Genomic DNA, 17,822 nt, shown 5'->3' with positions numbered 1-17,822 from the left:
CGACTGGTGGCGCAGGCTGTACGACGAATCCGCACCGGACACCGGCGCGAGCCAGGCGGCCGACAGTCTCGACGACCGCTTCGACTCGGCGTCGGGCGCGGTGGGGCCCGACAGCGGTGAGGCGTACGGGACCGCCGCCCTTGTGCCCGAACCGAGGGCGGCTCCCACGGGGCACGTGCGGTCACCTCGGACGGCGGGGGTGGCGGCGGTTCCGCCGTTCGGGTGACCGCGGAGGCTGCCGCCCTCGGTTCGGGCACAAGGGCGGCGGTCCCGTACGCCTCACCGCTGTCGGGCCCCACCGCGCCCGACGCCGAGTCGAAGCGGTCGTCGAGACTGTCGGCCGCCTGGCTCGCGCCGGTGTCCGGTGCGGATTCGTCGTACAGCCTGCGCCACCAGTCGTCCTCATGGGCGGCGGGCCTCTCCCCCTGCTGACTCATGCCCTTATTGTCCACCGCGAAGGCCGTGCGAAAACGGGACATCCGGAAAAAGGTCCGCCGGGCGGCCCCACCCCCCACGGGAAGGACGCCCGGCGGACCGGTCGGGTGACGCGACGTCAGCGCACGGCGTAGGCGTCGGTCACGGTCTGGACGACGGAGTTGCCGTGGGCGTCCGTCAGTTCGGTGCGCAGCGTGACCGGCTTGCCGGCCGCGCCCGCGTGATTCACGGTCGCGGTCCAACGGCCGCCGCGCTGCGCGGTGGTGGCCGCGGTCCAGGTCTCGCCGCCGTCGTACGAGTACGCGACCTCGGCGGCCGTGACCTTGCCGGGCGTGTAGCCGGCGTGGCCCGTAACGCTCAGGCCGATCTGCTGACCGTCCTTCGCCGCCAGGGTCTTCATGCCGTCCGAGGGCAGGTCGTAGCCCGGGAAGAGGAGCGGGATGCCCTGCGAGTAGACGTTCTCGTCGCGGTGCGAGCGGAACTTCCAGGTGGTCTCGGTCATGGTGGACCGCTTCCACACCGCCGCGGGCTGGCCACCCTTCCTCGTCACCATCGTGAGCTCGTACGCGGCGTCCTCGGCCGGCACGGTGAACACCCCGGACGGCCAGCCGGATTCACCGAGCACCTGGCCACCGCTGGTGAGCCGCATGCTGCCCATGTCCCCGAAGGAGCCCTGGATCCCGCCGTGTTCGGTGTCGCTCCAGAATCCCGGGGCGACGCCGATCAGGTTGTCCTGGCGTTCGGCCGCGAGCATCTCCTCGCCCTGCTCGTCGCGGGGCGCGGACGGGACGATGACGCCCCGGTACCAGTCGGCCGAGCGCTTCGCGCCGGCCTTGTGCGTACGGAACCTGTCCATCATGAACTCGCCCCACGGGAAGCTGGAGGAGAGCCCCTGCTGCCACGTGCTGTCGCCGGCCGAGTAGTACTCGGTGCGCTTTCCGGGCGCGGGCACACTGTCGAACGCGCCGACGCCGTACCGGGCGCCGTAGGGGGTGGCGACGAGCAGCGTGTCGACGAAGTCGGTCTTCACGCCCATCGATTCATAGGTGGACTCGACGGTGCTGAGCGCCCGGTCCCTGACCTTGTACGTACGGTCCGAGGTGACGGGGCCCGTCTCGGGGAAGGCGAGGTTGTAGACGAACGGGCTGCTCGCGGTGGCCTTCCAGCTCAGCTCCACCGGTCCGGCGGCCAGCGCGGCGGTCAGAGCGGCCGCCTCGTCCGCCTGGATCCCGAGCGAGGGCAGCGGCGCCGCACCGTATCCGACGGACGGCTTCCACGGACCGGCGGAGGGCCGGTGCGCGATGACCGCCACGGCGCCGGCGGCCTTGGCGTCGCGCGCCTGGACGGCCATGGGAGCGCCGTCCTCGACACGGACCAGGGCGATCTTCCCCGCGACGCCGGCGGCCTTCAGCTCGTCGGGCGTACCGGTACCGGCGTCGACGAGTGCGGCCCGGCCCGTTCCGTCGAGGTTGACGGAGCCGGTGGACGCGGCGGTGGGGTGCAGGGTGGCGCCTCCGACGACCGCGAGCTTCTCGATCTGCGGGGCGTACGCGCGCCAGTAGCTGTCGAACGCGAAGTCGCCGTCCCGGGCCCGGCCCTGGATGTCGACCAGGTAGTCCTTGATGACACTGCCGCCGGCGATGGACCCGGCGTGCAGCCAGACGTCGTCCCAGCTGCGGCCGAAGGCCAGGGTCCCGCTACGGGTCTCGGTGACCCGGTCCTCGGTCTTCACCTTGATCCGGTGCGCCTTGCGGGCGTCCAGCACCAGGACGGTGTCCTTGGTGACGTTCAGCTGGGGCCGGGCCAGGTAGCCGACCGACTTGGCGAGGGTCCCGGTGGCGTCCTCCGGATCGTCCGAGACGATGAAGCTGGAGACGAAGTAGGCGCCGGGGCGCACCTCGTACACCTGGTCGGTGGAGCCGTCGTTGAAGCGGCGCTCGCCGCTGGCCGTGTCGGTGCCGATGACGTCGACCGAGGACGTGCCGTCCGCGGCCTTGCCGTTGCGGTCGATCAGCTTGACGCGCAGGGTGACGGTCTCGGCGCCGACGTACAGCGAGAACGGGGTGGAGACCTTGACGCCGCCGGCGGCGGTGGCCAGCACCCGGCCGGTGACGTCACCGTACTGGCTGTCCTGGAGGCGGGCGGTCGGATCCAGCTTCAGCGGGACCTCGACGGTCCCTCCGGCGGGCACCGTGACGCTCTTCGCGCCGAGCGTGGCGACCGAGGAACGGACGGCGGAGCCGTCGTTGCCCGTCACGCCCTGGACGGTGAGCGACAGCTTCACCGGCTTGGTGCCGGTGTTGGTGTACGGGACCTGCACCGTGGTGCGGTCCGCCTTGTCCTGCGGCCAGTTGAAGGTGCCGCCTTGGACGGCGGGCGCGCCGGTGAGCGTCGTGTCGATGGCTGCCTTGACGTCGAGCCGGCCGCCGCCGGTCTCGCGTACGTCACCGGCGATGTCGCTCTTCGCGGACGACACGAGGGCCGCCTTGACCTGCTGGGCCGTCCAGTCGGGGTGGCGTTCCTTGACGATGGCGGCGGCGCCCGCGACGTGCGGGGTGGCCATCGACGTCCCGGACATCGACTGGTAGGCGTAGATCCCGCGGCCTCCTGCCGCGGCTGCCGAGATCCCGACGCCGGGAGCGGCGATCTCCGGCTTGAGGGTGTGGGAGCCGATCGCGGGCCCGCGGCTGGAGAACGAGGCGGTGGAGTCGTCGCGGTCGACCGCGCCGACGGTCAGCACGCTGGGCGCGCAGCCGGGCGAGGAGACGGTGTTGAGCGACGGCCCCGCGTTGCCGGCCGCGATGACGAACAGGGTGTCCTTGCTCTTGCCGAGTCCCTCGGCGGCCATGCTCATCGGGTCGGTGCAGTCGGTGGGCGTCTGGGTGCCCAGGCTCATGGAGACGACGTCGGCCTTCTGGTCGACGGCCCACTGCATGCCCGCGATGATCCAGGAGGAGTCGCCGGAGCCGCTGTCGTTGAGCACCTTGCCGACGAGCAGATCGGCGCCGGGGGCGACGCCCTTCTTCTTCCCGTCACTGGCCGCGCCGCTGCCTCCCACGGTGGAGAGCGTGTGGGTGCCGTGGCCCTGGCGGTCGTCGGTGGTGTCGGAGTCGGTGAAGTTCTTCGACTCGGTGATCCGGCCCTTGAGATCCGGGTGTTCGGCGTCGGCGCCGGTGTCCAGGACGGCGACCTTGGTGCCCTTGCCGTCGTAGCCGGCGGCCCAGGCGAGGTCGGCGCCGATCTGCTTGGTGGAACGGTCGAGGCTGGCCTCGACCTTGCGGTCCAGCCAGAGCTTCTTCAGCCCGGCGGCGGAGCGGGACCGGGGGCCGGTGACGTCCGACCAGAACCCGGCGGTCCGCTTCTTGTCGGCCTTGAGCGCCACACCGTCGATGGCGGGGAGGGCGAGACCGCGCTCGGCGCCGCGCGGGGTGGCGAGGGCGCTGCGGGCGGTGTCCGTGGAGTAGGTCGCGATCAGCGGTACGGAGTCCGCGTGCGCGTCGTCGTATCCCTGCCGGATGAGGCCGGTGACGTTGAAGAGTTCCTCGTCGACGGTGCCGTCGGCGAGCGCCTTCACGGCGGATTCCGGGTAGACGTACAGGTCCGTGCCCGAGCGGCGGGTCTGCACGAGCGGGACGGTGCCGTCCTCGCGGGGCAGCGCGGTCGCCGAGGCGTTGCCCGAACCGTCGGTGCCCACCAGCACCTGGTCGCCGGTGACCAGCGTGACGGTGACCGGCTTGTCCGCCTCGGCGGTGGCGGCCGCGGTGCCGGTCAGCGGTCTGTTCGTGCCCGCGTCGCCCTGTGGCGCTGCCACGGACGGTGCGATCACCGTGACGGCGAGGACGGCGGCAGTCGCCGCCCCCAGTGCCGTACGCGATATCGGACGCATCGCTCTCCCCAAGTAAAACCGGAACGACAGGCACAAAGGCCCTCATTCCGGAGGTTGTTGGTGCTGCGGTGGCGCCACATTGGCAGAGTGGCGGGCGGTACAGCGATGATGTGCCACGGCGGGTTTACGCCGTGGCCGTTTTCCGCCACGGCCGGTCGGCCGGGCAGCACGACATGACAGGGCAGCAGGGCGGTTCGGAAAGGTCCGGGGATGCTGGGAGCCATAGGTCTCGACGAGACGCAGGAGTCGGCCTATCGCGCGCTGGTGGCGGTGGGAGCCGCGGAGGTCTCCGATCTCGCGCACCGGCTGGCGCTGCCCGAACGGGACACCGAGCGGGCGCTGCGGCGGCTGGAGCAGCACGGGCTGGCCGCGCAGTCGTCGGCCCGTACGGGCCGGTGGGTGGCGGCGCCGCCCGGAGTCGCGCTGGGGGCGCTGCTGACCCAGCAGCGCCACGAGCTGGAGCAGGCGGAGCTGGCGGCGGTCCTGCTGGCCGAGGAGTACCGGGCGGACGCGGCCGAGCCCGCCGTGCACGATCTGGTCGAGGTGGTCACCGGGGCGAGCGCCGTGGCCCATCGTTTCCACCAGCTGCAACTGGGGGCGACGAGCGAGGTGTGCGCTCTGGTCACCGGGAATCCGATCGCGGTCAGCGGCCTCGACAACGAGTCCGAGGAGCAGGCCGCCACCCGCGGGGTGTCGTTCCGGGTGGTGGTCGAGCGCGAGGTGCTGGGGCTGCCGTCGGGGATTCTGGAGCTGTCCGCGGCGCTGAGCCGCGACGAACAGTGCCGGGTCGTGGACCGGGTCCCGACGAAGCTGGTCGTCGCGGACCGGGCGCTGGCGATGGTGCCGCTGACCTCCCGCGGCGCGGAACCGGCGGCGCTGGTGGTGCACGCGTCGGGGCTGCTGGAGTCGCTGACGGGGCTCTTCGAGGCGGTGTGGCGGGAGGCGATGCCGTTGCGGCTCGCCGAGAACGGCCGGGTCGGGGAGGACTCGACGGGACCGGATCCGACGGATCTGGAGATCCTGTCGCTGCTGCTGGCCGGTCTGACCGATGCCAGCGTGGCGAAGCAGCTCGATCTGGGGCTGCGGACGGTGCAGCGGCGGGTCAAGGGCCTGATGGAACTCACCGGGGTGTCGACCCGGCTCCAGCTGGGCTGGCATGCGTACGAGCGGGGCTGGGTCGCCCGCTAACCCCGCCCGTAGACCTCCCGTCACGCCTCTGAGCTGCGCCTACGGGTCCGCAGCGGGGCGTGACGACGGGCGGGACCGGCCGGATTCCGGCAGGCTGGTCAGATGAGTCTGTGGCAGCTCGTCGCCGTCGGCCTGGTCATGCTGCTCGGCCTGATCGGCGTGCTGGTGCCCGGTGTCCCCGGGCAGGCGATCGTCTGGGCCGCCGTCCTGTGGTGGGCACTGACCGACACGACGCCCGCCGCCTGGGCGGTCCTCATCGGGGCCACGGTGCTGCTGCTGCTCAACCAGGCGCTCAAGCCGCTCCTGCCACCGCGCCGGCCCCGTGAGTCCGGGGCGCCGCGCCGCACGCTGATGCTCGGCGGGATCGGGGCGATCACCGGGTTCTTCGTCATCCCCGTGGTCGGAGCGATCGCCGGGTACGTGGGCGTGATCTACGGGGCCGAGCGACTGCGGCTGGGCAGTCGCGGGGCCGGCTGGGCATCGGTCCGCTCGGTGATGCGCGCGACCGGCTACTCCGTGCTCGTCGAACTGTTCGCGTGCCTGCTGGTGGCGGGGGCGTGGCTGGGCGCGGCGATCTGGGGCTGACGGACGCCCTCCACGGTCGTCACGTACCTCTGCGGTCGTCAGGTAGGCGAAGTCCGATCACATAGAAAGAAACACATCGGATCTCTCGAACCCTATTGACGGACAGAAAGCTCAAGTCTACGTTCCGTGAGGACATAGCTCGGATGAATTGATGCGCCTATCTGCGTACGAATCGCCAGGAGATGCCTTGCCCACAGAACCGGATCACGCCTCCTCGCCCCACACCGATTCCTCGCTCGTCGCCTCCCGGCCCACCCCCTCCCGCAGAAGCGTGATCGCCACCGGCACCGCGCTCGGCGGAGCCCTCGTGGTGGGCGGCGCCGCCGTACCCGCCCAGGCCGCCGCCCCGCCGGCCGCCGCAGCCGCCCCCGTCGTGGTGCACTCGCCCGCGGACAGCTGGAACACCGTCCTCGACGACGCCGACCTGCGCTGGCAGAGGATGCCGAGGACCTGGTACGAGGGCCCGTACCTGGGCAACGGCCGGCTCGGCTCCGGTATCTACGCGGAGCCCGGCGCCGAGACCACGGCGATCCGCTTCAACGTCCAGCACTCCGAGGTCCAGGACCACCGGCCCGAGTTCGGTTCGCTCTTCGGCCTGGCGCGGCTCCCGATCGGCCACTTCACCCTGGAGCCGGCCGGCACCATCAGGGGCGTCGACTGGCGGATGCGGCTGCACACCGCCGAGTTGCAGGGCACCGTCACCACCTCGGCCGGCACCCTCGCGCTCCGCGCCTTCGTGCAGTCGACCGGTGACGTGCTGGCCGTCGAGGTGACCCCGAGCGCCGGCGAGAAGGACTTCCGCTGGGTCTTCCACCCGGCCGAGGCGATCAGTCCCCGGGCCGCCTTCAAGCCGCTGCCGGACGGCTACACGGGCAACCCCCCGGCCGTCGTCGAGGAGCACGGCGGGACGACCGCGGCCGTGCAGTCGCTGCTCGCGGGCGGAGCGCACGTCACCGCCTGGCGCGAGCGGGCGCGCGGCGCCGCCCGCACCCTGTACGTGACCGTCACGCACTCCCACCCCGGGAACACCGCCCGCGCGCGTGCCCTGCGCACGGTCGCGGCCGCCTCCGCCCTTCCCTACCCACTGCTTGCCGCCCCGCACCGCGCCTGGTGGGACCGCTTCTACCGCAGGAGCTTCCTGTCGCTCCCCGATGCCCGGCTGCAGCGCTTCTACTGGATCCAGCTCTACAAAACGGCCTCCGCCGCGCGCAAGGACGCCCCCGTGATGGCCACCTCCGGCCCCTGGCTGGAGCCCACACCGTGGCCCAACACCTGGTGGAACCTCAACGTCCAGCTGGAGTACTGGCTGATCCACGGATCCAACCACCTGGAGCTCGACGCGGTCACCCGGGCCCTGAGCGAATTCCGGGAGCAGCTCTCCCGCGAGGTCGCCGCCCCCTACCGGGCCGACTCCGCCGGCATTCCCCGCACCACCGACCCGCAGCTGGTCAACGGTGCCGCGGTCGCCGACGGCGGCTACGGCGTCGGCATCCCCGGCCAGGACCCGCCCACCCCCGAGGTGGGCAACCTGACCTGGGCCCTGCACAACGTCTGGCTCTCCTACCGCCACACGATGGACCGGTCCGTCCTGCGCGACACCCTCTTCCCACTGCTGCGCAAGGCCGTCAACTATTACCTGCACTTCCTCACCCCGGGCGCCGACGGCAAGCTGCACCTCCCGGCGACCTTCTCCCCCGAGTACGGCGTCAACGCCCCCGACTGCAATTACGACCTGATGCTGCTGCGCTGGGGCTGTCGCACCCTGCTCGCATCGGCCCGCGAGCTGGACGTCCACGACCCGCTGGCCGCCCGCTGGCAGGAGGTGCTGGCCAGGCTCGCCCCGTACCCGGTCGACGAGAACGGCTACATGATCGGCGCCGGGGTGCCGTTCGCGAAGTCCCACCGCCACTACTCGCACATGCTCGCCGTCTACCCGCTGTACGAGGTCACCGGCGCGACCGACACCGAACGCGCCCTGATCGAGAAGTCCCTCGCCCACTGGGTCGGCTTCGAGGGCGCGCTGCAGGGCTACACCTTCACCGGCGCCGCCTCCATGTCGGCACTGCTCGGCAAGGGCGAGGACGCACTGGCCTACCTGGGGCAGCTGATGAGCCGGTTCATCCAGGCCAACACCATGTACAAGGAGTCCGGCCCCGTCATCGAGACCCCGCTGTCGGCCGCCCAGTCGCTCCACGACATGGTCTGCCAGTCCTGGGGCGACACCATCAGGGTCTTCCCCGCCCTGCCCACCGCCTGGCAGGACGTGACCGTCCACGACTTGCGTACCCAGGGCGCCTTCCTGCTCAGCGCCGTGCGTGAGGGCGGCCGGACGCGCTGGGTGCGGCTCACCAGCGAGGCGGGCGCGCCCTGCGCCGTACGGCACGGCATCGAGGGCGCCATCGAGGTCCGGGACCGGCACGGACGCCCCCTGGCCCACGAAGAGCAGGACGGCGGCGCGGTACGCATCCGGCTCCGCAAGGGCGAATCGGCGCTGATCACCGCGGCCGGCGACCGCCCGGAGCTGACCGTCCGCCCCGTCGCGGCGAACGGACCCGCGCCGAGCTGGGGCCTGCCGGCCTGATCCCGTTACCCGGGCACCCGGTCCATGGCCTGTGCGCGGCGCACACCGTAGGAGCGCCAGGGCCGCCACCGGTCCGAGCCGGGCGTCCCGTACGGGTCCACATCGGGGTCGCCCAGGCCGCGCATGCGGATCAGCTTCGCGGTGGCCGGGCCGACGCCGGGCAGCCGCAGCAGCGCCTGTTCGGCCGCGTCCCGGTCGGCGCCCGCGTCGAGCCGTACGCCGCCGTCGGCGAGGGCGGTGGCGAGGGCCCGCAGCGCCGGGTCGGACACCGCGCCGGCCAGGACGCCCGGTTCGGGGAACACATGGGTGAGCCCGCCGCAGGCGACGTCCAGGACCTTCCCGTACAGCTCGACCAGCTCGCCGGCGGCCGCCGGACCCACCAGCGCCCGTACGGCGAACTCCTCGGGGTCCGCCGTACCGGGCGAGCGCACCCCTGGGCGGACGGCCACCCCGGCCGCGAGCAGCGGATCGGCGCCGAGCAGTTCGTCCACGGCGTACGGGTCGGCGTCCAGGTCGAAGAGCCGGCGCAGCCGCTGCACGGCGGTGGTCAGATCACGCAGGTCCGTGAGGTGGATGCGGGCCTCCAGCCAGGAGCCGGCGGACCGCTCGTCGACGGCGGCGATCCCGCTGCCGTGCGGCAGGCGCAGGGTGCGGCGGTACGTCCGGGCCCCGGGCTCCCCGCTGACCTCCTCGATCCGGGCGACCGTCTCGGCCGCGAGCAGATCGAAGACATCGCGGGCCGCGTACGGGCCCCGGTGCGCGAGCCGGAGCGGAATGCCGGTGGTGCGGGCCTCCCGGGGAGCGGCGCCGAGCCCGGTGCCGGCCTCGGTGCGCAGCTCGCTCGGGGTGCGCGCGTAGATCTGCCGGACGGTGTCGTTGAATTGGCGCACCGAGGCGAAACCTGCCGCGAAGGCGATCTCGGTGACGGGCAGCCCGGTGGTCTGGAGCAGGACCCGTGCGGTGTGCGCGCGCTGGGCGCGGGCCAGGGCGACCGGCCCGGCGCCCAGTTCCGCGTTGAGCTGGCGCTGGACCTGCCGCGCGCTGTAGCCGAGCCGGTGGGCGAGACCGGGGACGCCTTCCCGGTCCACCACACCGTCGCCGATCATGCGCATGGCGCGGCCGACCACGTCCGCCCGGACGTTCCAGTCCGCCGAGCCGGGCACGGCGTCCGGGCGGCAGCGTCGGCACGCCCGGAAGCCGTTGCCCTGCGCGGCGGCCGCGGTCGGGTAGAAGCGGACGTTCTTCCGCTTGGGGGTGACGGCGGGGCAGCTCGGCCGGCAGTAGATGCCGGTCGTCTCGACGGCGAAGAAGAACTCGCCGTCGAAACGCGCGTCGCGGCTGCTCACCGCCTCGTACCTGGTCTCTTCGTCCATCACACCGTCCAGTGTGCGCCCCCGGATACTGCCGCACTCGCGGATTTCGGACGTCGACCAGGGATGCTCCGGCTACCGCACCTGGCGGCCGCGCTTCGCCTCCCAGTTGGCCATGCCCTCGGCCCCCTTGCGCTTCCAGTCCCGGCGGATCTCCGACCGGACCCGGGCATCGGTCTTGGCGACGATGCGCTGGTTCTCGCGCAGCAGCTTGCGGTAGCTGTCGTAGCGCCGCTCGGGCAGCGTTCCGTCCTCGATCGCCGCCAGCACGGCGCAGCCCGGTTCGGCCGCGTGGGAGCAGTCCTGGAACCGGCACTGCGCGGCCAGCTCCTCGATCTCGGAGAACACCTGGCCGACGCCCGTCTCCGCGTCCCACAGGCCCACCCCGCGCAGCCCCGGGGTGTCGATCAGGACGCCGCCGGAGGGCAGGACCAGCAGGTTGCGGGTCGTGGTGGTGTGCCGGCCCTTGCCGTCCACGTCACGGGTGGCCCGCACGTCCATCGCGTCCTGCCCGAGCAGGGTGTTGGCGAGCGTGGACTTGCCCGCACCGGAGGCACCGAGCAGCACGCTCGTACCGCCGGAGACGATCGCGGAGAACACGTCGACGCCCTCACCGGTGGCGGAACTGACGGGCAGCACCTGCACGCCCGGCGCGAGACSCTCGWCGTCCTGGACGAGATGGGACAGGGTCACGGCGTCCGGGACCAGATCGGCCTTGGTCAGGACGACGAGGGTCTCGGCGACGCCGTCCCCGGCCGATGCCGCGTCGCGGAGCAGCGCGTCGCCGCCGCCGCTGGACATGGCCAGGGCGAGGAACCGCTCCACCCGGCCCAGGTCGAGCTCCACCGCCAGCGAGACGCAGATGGCGATGTGGTCGAGGTTGGTGGCGAGCACCTGGCCCTCGGAGCGCTTGGACGAGGTCGAACGGACGAAGGCCGTGCGCCGCGGCAGCAGCGTACGGACGAACTGCGGGTCGCCGTCCGGGTCGACGGCGGCCCAGTCGCCCGTGCAGATGATCCGCATCGGGTCACGGGGCACGACGAACGCGGTGTCCGCGCGGACCGTGCCCCGCGGGGTGACGATGTCGCACTGCCCGCGGTCGACCCGCACCACGCGTCCCGGCAGCAGCCCCTGTTCGGCGTACGGGGCGAACTCGGCCGCCCAGCCGTCGTCCCAGCCGTAGGCGGACAGGGGGTGCGACGACGAGGAGCCCTGAAGAGTGGAGAAGGAAGAAGAAGAGGAAGACGGGAAAGACAAGGGAAACCCTTCACAGGGTGGCCCCGGCGGTGCGCGCTACGGCGCGGAGGTTCTGAGGAAGGTCAGCCGGCGGCCACGGGGGTGGGAAAGATGCACTTCGGCTTGTGGGCAGCGCCCATCGCGGCGACAGTCATCAATGTCCTCACCTCCGGTTTCACGCACGGTCCGACAGCGGCGGTCTTCTCCGCCGTCCGTCACGCCGCACACGATAGCCCGCGGTGGCCGGGCGGCGTCAACGGATTTATCGCGATGCTCCGTTCCAGCGCGGGAACGGAGCGCAGGAGCGGAGCACGGGTCCGGCTCCCTCCTGGCCGGAATATCACATGCCCTCCCTCGATCGGGTGATACGCATGGAGATCGACCGGTCGCGGACGGTTAGGGTGCCGGACATGACCTCCCCCCAGACAGCCCCCGGCACGTTCACCCAGGCCCAGTTGGGCACGCTCATCCTGATCGGCTGGAGCGGCGAGCACCCCCACGCCGGGCACGACGTCGCCTTCCTGCTCGCCTACTCGCTGGGCGACGGATCGGAAGGACCCGCGGTCGGCGAGGCCGCCATGCGCATCGCCCTGGACCGCTGCGGACTCCCGGCCGGCGGCGGCACGGTGCGTGCCGACGAGACGCCCGGCCTGCCGGTGAAGCTCCTCGTCCAGGCGGGCCAGGCCGTTCTGACGCTGCCTCACTTCAAGGCCCAGTACCCCGTGCCGCGAGAGTGGCTGGCGGCCGCCACCGCACAGGGCGAGGTGCACGCGATGTTCGCCACCCGGCCGTGGCCGCAGGGGGCGCCCGGACTCCCGGTGGGCGAGGCGGAGCTGCGCCTCTTCGCGGGCGACCCGGAGGTCATCGCGAGCTCCGCCCACTGTGTCCTTCCGGTCCGCAGCCTGGGCTGACCGTCCCCGCACGACGATGCCCACCGCCCCTGTGGGGCGGTGGGCATCCGCATACCCGGCGCCCGGCCCACGCACCGCGGGCGGCCCGCTGCCTGCCGGGCCGCCCGCGGTGTGTGTACGGAATCAGTTGTTGCCGACGCCGTTCCCGGAGAGCACCGGAATGCCGTTCACCAGGTGCGAGAGGGCCTCGTCGCCCTTGGCCTGGGTGGAGTTGTCGGCGCACTGCTGGTTCTGCGGCGAGTGCAGGACGTTGATGTCCTGGACCGCGACGGGCACGAGGATGCCCACGAGCGCACCCGCGTTGGCCTTGACCGGAGCTCCGACGCAGAGCTTGTTCAGCGAGCCCTGCACGAGCTGCGCCTGCGGGCTGCCGTCGCCCCGGGTCACGCTGTTGCCGAACGAGTCCATGGCGCCGTTGCCGTTGACCGACGTGGTGCCCCCTTCGTTCCCGATCGCCATGGCCGAGGGGGCCGCGGCGGCCGAGATACCGACCAGGGACACGGCCACTGCTGCGCCGGCCATCATCTTCTTCATCACGCTTCACCTTTCGGAGCGTTCCGTTCTGGAACGTACTGATCAACCTCTTACGGAGGCTTCGGTTCCGCGGTTCCACTCAAATGGGTTCGATCCGGCGTAGGTTCGTTACCTCTCGCCGGACGTACGCGCTCCGGGGACGAGGCCGCCGGCCCCGGGCGGTCCGGTCTCCGTGCCGCCCGGCGGTGCCGTGTCGCCGCGGGACGCCGCCTGCCACTCGGCGAGGAGGCGGTCGTAGATCGGTGTGCCGTCCTGCGGGTACCGACGCGGGTCCCGCCCTCGTTGACTGTCGTGCTGGTCCATGAAGGGGCCCTACCCGGTACGGCGGTGGGCCTGTGCCGCCACTACGGCAACCGGCCCAGCGGACCCGTCCTTTCGGGGGAGCCTCCGGCCGCGTCCGCCCGCGCCCGAGGGCTGTCCCGACAGCCCTCGGGCACACGACGACGTGGGGCCGACTCGTCCGGGCGGCCGGAATTCCGGCTGCCACGAGGACGGGTCGGCCCCACGGGTGATCCAGGAAGCTCGGGCGCCTCGGGAATCGCGGGCGCCCCCGGAGCGACTAGTCGTTGGCGACGCCGTTGCCGGACAGGATCGGGATCCCGGACAGGATGTGCGACAGAGCCTCGTCACCCTTGGCCTGGGTGGAGTTCTCGGTGCACTGCTGGTTCTGCGGGGAGGACAGGACGTTGACGTCCTGGACCGCGATCGGGATGGCACCGATCAGCGAGCCGACGTTGGCCTTGGCCGGCAGGGCGATGCAGGGCTTGTTGAGCGAGCCCTGGATGAGCGCGAACTGCGGGCTCCAGTCGCCGTGGGTGGCGGAGTTGCCGTACGACTGCACGGCGCCGTTGCCGTTGACCGACGTGGTGCCCCCTTCGTTCCCGATCGCCATGGCCGAGGGGGCCGCGGCGGCGGAGACGCCGACGATCGAAGCAGCGACGGCTGCCGAGGCCATAATCTTCTTGATCATGAAAAAAGCCCTTCTGGGGTTTTCTGTTGCCCGCCTGTCCGGAGCGACCTGATCAACTCGCGGTGGCGGGAATGGTTGTGGCGCTTCACTCGAACGGTGTTCCCGCGGTCCGTACATGCACGGAGTGCGCGGCACCGGAGAAACGCGTGCGCCTCGTGACGAGACGGGAACCGCCGTCGCGGGGACGGGTCAGCCGGCGAGCGGGAGGCCGCCCATGAGCGGGGCGGCCCCCTTGGCGGCACCGGTGGCCTGGCCGGCGACCTTGGTGACCGTGCCGTCCTTCTGCAGCGACTCGGCGGCGCCGCCGACGGTGTCGACGACCGGGTCGACGGCCTGCGGAGCCGCGGCCACCACCTGGTTGACGCCGCCGTCGAGGCTGAAGCTGGGGGCCGTGGCGTTGGTAACGGCGAAGGCGGGAGCAGCCGTTCCGAGCGCAACCACGGAACCGGCAACGAGCGCAGCTGTCTTCGCGTACTTCACTTTCGGGTTCCCTTCTGCAGCGGCGTCCGTTTCGGTCGCGTCCCCGCGCCGCACCAGCCTTCTTTAGCTGTGACTTCTGCCGCTTTCTCTCTGGGTAACGATCCGATTGCGGCCGGGCAACTGGACTGCCGCAATTTTCTCCCGACCTCTTTCCCGAGACTTCGGAAAATTGCATGACTAATCACTGATTCGAGTGCGAGGGAGGACACCGGACACGATTCGGTGGTGCACTGTCGGTGCTCCGTCCCGCGCGCCCGCCCGGATGTCCGCCCCCAGCCGCCGGCGCACCGCGCCCCGGGCCGGCGGAAGGCCTTCGGCCGTTCCGTCGCATCGAGGAGGGCTGCGCACTCCCGGGACGGAACGCAGGAAAGAGGAAAGCCCCGGATCGCATGGAATGCGATCCGGGGCAGACCGGCGCCGAACGGATTCGGCGAGCGTCGGTCAGACGTTGGCGCAGGTGTTGCCGAAGGCCGGGTTCAGCAGCCCGATGACGTTCACGGAGTTGCCGCAGGCGTTCACGGGAATGTGGATCGGAACCTGGACGACATTGCCAGACAGCACGCCCGGGGAGTGCACGGCCGCACCCTCGGCGCCGGAGTCCGCGAAGGCCGGAGCGGCGGCACCCATCGCCATGAGGGTTCCGGCGGCGATGGCGGCGATCTTGGTGTACTTCACTTTCAACCCTTTCTTCGACGGAGTCCGGAGCGGCCACGACTTTCGTGCCGCACGAGCGCGGTCCTGATCGCTCGTAACTCCGCCGCTGTCATTCGTAACGATTTCAGACGGTAAGCGAAACTCTTCGTCGAGGAGATTCCTCCGAATCCGCCCGAATGACGCAGTTCCGCTCACGTGCTGTTACCGCCGATGTGGAGCCCGATTTCCCGGGCGAACCCGAGGAGGGCAGCAGCAGGCCCGGGCCACCGGACGGGAAGCGCCGAAGGCCCGGGCCTGGTGACAGCCGGATCAGCTGTTGCCGGCGCCGTTGCCGGAGAGGACCGGAATGCCGGACAGGATGTGCGACAGCGGCTCGTCGCCCTTGGCCTGGGTGGAGTTCTCGGTGCACTGCTGGTTCTGCGGGGAGGACAGGACGTTGACGTCCTGGACCGCGATCGGGATGAGGCCGATCAGCGAACCGACGTTGGCCTTGGCCGGCAGGCCGATGCAGGGCTTGTTCAGCGAGCCCTGGACCAGGCCGAACTGCGGGCTGCCGTCACCGTGCGTCTCGGCGTTGCCGAACGACTGCGAGGCGCCGTTGCCGTTGACGGAGGTCGTGCCGCCGGCGTCGCCGATGGCCATCGCCTGCGTCGCGCCGAGACCGAGGATGGAGGCGGCGACAGCGCCCGTAGCCAGGACCTTCTTGATCACGATGAACCCTTCTCGTACTGGATGCCCCGTACCGGAGCGCACTGACCAACCGGCATCCGGACGTTTGGTTATCCCCATTCACCCGAATGCCGGGGGCGCACGGACGCCCGTGCGAAAAGGCCTGGTCAACGCGGAACGAAAAACGCCGGGCGAACGCACATACGTAGTCCGTCCGAGTGATCACAGGATTCTCACTGGTTTCACGTTTCCCCCTCGCTTTCACATCGTTATGGGTGTCGTCAAGCTCGCCCGACGGGACGCCCACCCAGCACAAATGGCAGGCCCGACGGTTGCTGGACCGCCTGATGAATGAAATGCGGGTCAATACTGCCCGCGCGTAATGTCCTAAGGAAGGGCAACCATGCGAAAAGCCTTGAGTAAGAGCGTGCTCGTCATGGCGGCGGCGTCAGGCATCCTGACCGCCTCCGGCGGCTACGCTTTCGCCGACTCCTCGGCCGACGGCGCCGCGATCGGTTCGCCCGGTGTGGGTTCGGGCAACGCGGTGCAGGTGCCTGTGCACATCCCGGTCAACCTGTGCGGCAACACGGTCAACGTGATCGGCGCGCTGAACCCCGCCTTCGGCAACGAGTGCGAGAACGAGGACGGCGACTCCCAGGGCGGCGGCTCACAGGGTGCCGAGGCGACCGGTGTCGCCGCCAACTCCCCCGGTGTGCTGTCGGGCAACCTGATCCAGGCCCCGGTCGACGTCCCGGTCAACGCCTGCGGCAACACGGTCGACGTGATCGGCGCCCTGAACCCCGCCTTCGGCAACGAGTGCGAGAACGAGTCGGGCGGTGGCGGTGTCGACACCCCGAAGCCCCCGCACCACCACAAGCCCCCGACGCACCACAAGCCGCCGACGCACCACAAGCCGCCGAAGCACCACCACGAGCACGGCCACGACTGCACCTGCACGCCGGGGCACCACCACAACCCGCCGAAGCCCCCGAAGCCGCCGAAGCCGCCGCACCACCACGACCACAACTGCCCTCCCAGCCACCACCACAACCCCCCGACCCACAACCCGCCCACGCACAACCCGCCGACCCACAACCCGCCCACGCACACGTGGCACCCGCACAACCCGCCGACCCACACCTGGCACCACACGCCGCCCAAGCACCACAAGCCGCCGCAGATGGCGCACACCGGTGCCAACGACAACCTGGGCATCGCGGGTGGCGCCAGTGCCGCCCTCGTGCTCGGTGGTGGCCTGCTGATGCGCCGTAGCCGCGCCGCGCAGAAGTAACCTCGCACGCCAGAAGGTCCGGCCGGACAGCACGCAGCTGTCCGGCCGGACCTTCTCATGTCCGGGTGTCAGACCCGGGAGAGTCCCGCGCGGTCGAGGCAGTCGGCGACCGCCGCCGTCTCCCCGGCGTCCAGCCGGCGCATCGGCGGGCTCATCACGTTGGTGGTGATGATCCCGCGCAGCATCAGCGCGGTCTTGAACGCGCCGAGTCCGGCCGCCGTGGCGGACGCGGTGCCCGGGCGGGCGGCCCGGATGATGTCGAAGAGCGCGACGAGACGGTCCTGCTCGGCCTTCGCCGCCGCCCAGTCGCCGGTGACCGCGGCGTGGTGCAGGCGTACGTACCCGTGCGGGTCGACGTTGCCGAGGCCCGGGACCGAGCCGTCGGCGCCCCCGAGCATCATCGCGTCGACGACCAGCTCGTGCCCGGTCAGGACGGAGAAGTCCGGCAGTTCGCGGGCGGCGATGGCCAGCCGGCGGAACGAGCCGTCGTCGCCGCTGGAGTCCTTCACGCCGGCCAGCACACCGTCGGCGGCGAGTGGCAGGAGCAGCTCCGGGGTCAGCTTGCTGTGGACGCAGACCGGTACGTCGTACGCCAGGAGCGGCAGTTCGATCGCGGCGGCGACGTCGCGGAAGTGCCGGTCGATCTCCAGGTCGCTCGTGCGGGTGTAGAACGGCGCGGTGGCGACGATCGCGTCGGCGCCCAGCGTGGCCGCGCTCCGGGCGCGCTCGATCGCCCGGTTGGTGGTGGTCTCGATGGCGCCGACGATGACGGGCACCTGGCCGGCGGCCGCGGAGACGATGACCTTGATGACCTCGTCCTGCTGACCGGGTGTCAGATAGGCGGTCTCGCCGGAGCTGCCGAGGGCGAAGAGTCCCGTGACGCCGCCGTCGAGGAGGTGCTGCACCACTCGCTCGAGGGAGGGGCGRTCGAGCTCGCCGTCCGCGGTGAGCGGCGTGACGACGGGCGGGATCACTCCCGAGTAGCGGGGGGTTCGGGCGGTCATGCGGTGCTCCTTGCGGACGGTACGGGGG

At 71.4% G+C, this 17,822-nt stretch carries 15 protein-coding genes and 1 pseudogene; 6 read left to right on the top strand and 10 right to left on the bottom strand.

The genetic code is table 11. From position 1 onward, the window contains the following. Positions 1-226 (top strand): annotated as a pseudogene (locus EAO72_RS42475) (protein phosphatase 2C domain-containing protein); the annotation flags it as partial. 327 nt (positions 227-553) lie between these two features. Here EAO72_RS42475 and EAO72_RS09510 read toward each other — a convergent pair. Further along, positions 554-4,321 carry a S8 family peptidase gene (locus tag EAO72_RS09510; RefSeq protein ID WP_148016812.1) on the bottom strand — a complete coding sequence of 1,256 codons (3,768 nt, stop codon included), beginning with the start codon at positions 4,319-4,321 and terminating at the stop codon, positions 554-556. Between the two features lie 210 nt (positions 4,322-4,531). Between EAO72_RS09510 and EAO72_RS09505 the strand changes: the two genes are divergently transcribed. The 3 genes from EAO72_RS09505 (at position 4,532) to EAO72_RS09495 (ending at position 8,675) form a co-directional block, all read left to right on the top strand. After that, positions 4,532-5,509 carry a helix-turn-helix transcriptional regulator gene (locus EAO72_RS09505; RefSeq protein ID WP_148016811.1) on the top strand — a complete coding sequence of 326 codons (978 nt, stop codon included), beginning with the start codon at positions 4,532-4,534 and terminating at the stop codon, positions 5,507-5,509. Between the two features lie 102 nt (positions 5,510-5,611). Next, positions 5,612-6,094, top strand: coding sequence for a DUF456 domain-containing protein (locus EAO72_RS09500; protein WP_187284990.1), 483 nt, complete (start codon positions 5,612-5,614; stop codon positions 6,092-6,094). 271 nt (positions 6,095-6,365) lie between these two features. After that, on the top strand, positions 6,366-8,675 hold the full coding sequence (locus EAO72_RS09495) for a glycosyl hydrolase family 95 catalytic domain-containing protein (protein ID WP_148016817.1): 2,310 nt from the start codon (positions 6,366-6,368) through the stop codon (positions 8,673-8,675). A 5-nt stretch (positions 8,676-8,680) separates the two neighbouring features. Here EAO72_RS09495 and EAO72_RS09490 read toward each other — a convergent pair whose 3' ends face one another. Continuing rightward, complete coding sequence (locus EAO72_RS09490) at positions 8,681-10,048, bottom strand: DNA-3-methyladenine glycosylase 2 family protein (protein ID WP_148016816.1); 1,368 nt, start codon at positions 10,046-10,048, stop codon at positions 8,681-8,683. A 72-nt stretch (positions 10,049-10,120) separates the two neighbouring features. Further along, positions 10,121-11,302: a ribosome small subunit-dependent GTPase A gene (gene rsgA, locus EAO72_RS09485; RefSeq protein WP_148016810.1), complete on the bottom strand. Its 1,182-nt coding sequence runs from the start codon at positions 11,300-11,302 to the stop codon at positions 10,121-10,123. A 389-nt stretch (positions 11,303-11,691) separates the two neighbouring features. On the opposite strand from rsgA, the gene EAO72_RS09480 reads away from it, so the two are divergent. Continuing rightward, positions 11,692-12,192 (top strand): DUF5949 family protein, encoded by a 501-nt coding sequence (locus EAO72_RS09480; protein WP_148016809.1) that lies wholly within the window; start codon positions 11,692-11,694, stop codon positions 12,190-12,192. Positions 12,193-12,315: 123 nt separating this feature from the next. On the opposite strand, the gene EAO72_RS09475 is transcribed toward EAO72_RS09480, so the two are convergent. From EAO72_RS09475 to EAO72_RS09450, 6 genes are all read right to left on the bottom strand, one after another. Further along, positions 12,316-12,726, bottom strand: a complete 411-nt coding sequence (locus tag EAO72_RS09475; RefSeq protein WP_148016808.1) for a rodlin — start codon at positions 12,724-12,726, stop codon at positions 12,316-12,318. A 108-nt stretch (positions 12,727-12,834) separates the two neighbouring features. Continuing rightward, positions 12,835-13,029, bottom strand: a complete 195-nt coding sequence (locus tag EAO72_RS09470) for a hypothetical protein (RefSeq protein ID WP_148016807.1) — start codon at positions 13,027-13,029, stop codon at positions 12,835-12,837. Between the two features lie 256 nt (positions 13,030-13,285). Next, complete coding sequence (locus tag EAO72_RS09465; protein ID WP_148016806.1) at positions 13,286-13,696, bottom strand: rodlin; 411 nt, start codon at positions 13,694-13,696, stop codon at positions 13,286-13,288. A 189-nt stretch (positions 13,697-13,885) separates the two neighbouring features. Then, complete coding sequence (locus tag EAO72_RS09460) at positions 13,886-14,176, bottom strand: hypothetical protein (protein WP_148016805.1); 291 nt, start codon at positions 14,174-14,176, stop codon at positions 13,886-13,888. Positions 14,177-14,617: 441 nt separating this feature from the next. Then, entirely contained in the window at positions 14,618-14,851 is a 234-nt protein-coding gene (locus EAO72_RS09455; protein WP_148016804.1) for a chaplin, read from the bottom strand. A 288-nt stretch (positions 14,852-15,139) separates the two neighbouring features. Next, positions 15,140-15,541 carry a rodlin gene (locus EAO72_RS09450; RefSeq protein ID WP_148016803.1) on the bottom strand — a complete coding sequence of 134 codons (402 nt, stop codon included), beginning with the start codon at positions 15,539-15,541 and terminating at the stop codon, positions 15,140-15,142. Positions 15,542-15,926: 385 nt separating this feature from the next. On the opposite strand from EAO72_RS09450, the gene EAO72_RS43780 reads away from it, so the two are divergent. Further along, positions 15,927-16,790 (top strand): chaplin, encoded by an 864-nt coding sequence (locus EAO72_RS43780; RefSeq protein WP_148016815.1) that lies wholly within the window; start codon positions 15,927-15,929, stop codon positions 16,788-16,790. 68 nt (positions 16,791-16,858) lie between these two features. Here EAO72_RS43780 and EAO72_RS09440 read toward each other — a convergent pair whose 3' ends face one another. Further along, complete coding sequence (locus tag EAO72_RS09440; protein ID WP_148016802.1) at positions 16,859-17,794, bottom strand: dihydrodipicolinate synthase family protein; 936 nt, start codon at positions 17,792-17,794, stop codon at positions 16,859-16,861. Positions 17,795-17,822 lie beyond the last annotated feature (28 nt).

The organism is Streptomyces sp. OR43, assembly GCF_008042275.1.
GTDB lineage: Bacteria > Actinomycetota > Actinomycetes > Streptomycetales > Streptomycetaceae > Streptomyces.
The sequence above is the reverse complement of the archived record's forward strand: the minus strand, read 5'-3'. Positions and strand labels throughout refer to the sequence as shown.

Excerpts from the sequence above, each read along its gene's own strand:
- EAO72_RS09475 (WP_148016808.1), bottom strand. The coding sequence starts at position 12,726 with ATGAAGAAGATGATGGCCGGCGCAGCAGTGGCCGTGTCCCTGGTCGGT.
- EAO72_RS09465 (WP_148016806.1), bottom strand. The coding sequence starts at position 13,696 with ATGATCAAGAAGATTATGGCCTCGGCAGCCGTCGCTGCTTCGATCGTC.
- EAO72_RS09510 (WP_148016812.1), bottom strand. The coding sequence starts at position 4,321 with ATGCGTCCGATATCGCGTACGGCACTGGGGGCGGCGACTGCCGCCGTC.
- EAO72_RS09480 (WP_148016809.1), top strand. The coding sequence starts at position 11,692 with ATGACCTCCCCCCAGACAGCCCCCGGCACGTTCACCCAGGCCCAGTTG.
- EAO72_RS09470 (WP_148016807.1), bottom strand. The coding sequence starts at position 13,029 with ATGGACCAGCACGACAGTCAACGAGGGCGGGACCCGCGTCGGTACCCG.
- EAO72_RS09505 (WP_148016811.1), top strand. The coding sequence starts at position 4,532 with ATGCTGGGAGCCATAGGTCTCGACGAGACGCAGGAGTCGGCCTATCGC.
- EAO72_RS09500 (WP_187284990.1), top strand. The coding sequence starts at position 5,612 with ATGAGTCTGTGGCAGCTCGTCGCCGTCGGCCTGGTCATGCTGCTCGGC.
- EAO72_RS09490 (WP_148016816.1), bottom strand. The coding sequence starts at position 10,048 with ATGGACGAAGAGACCAGGTACGAGGCGGTGAGCAGCCGCGACGCGCGT.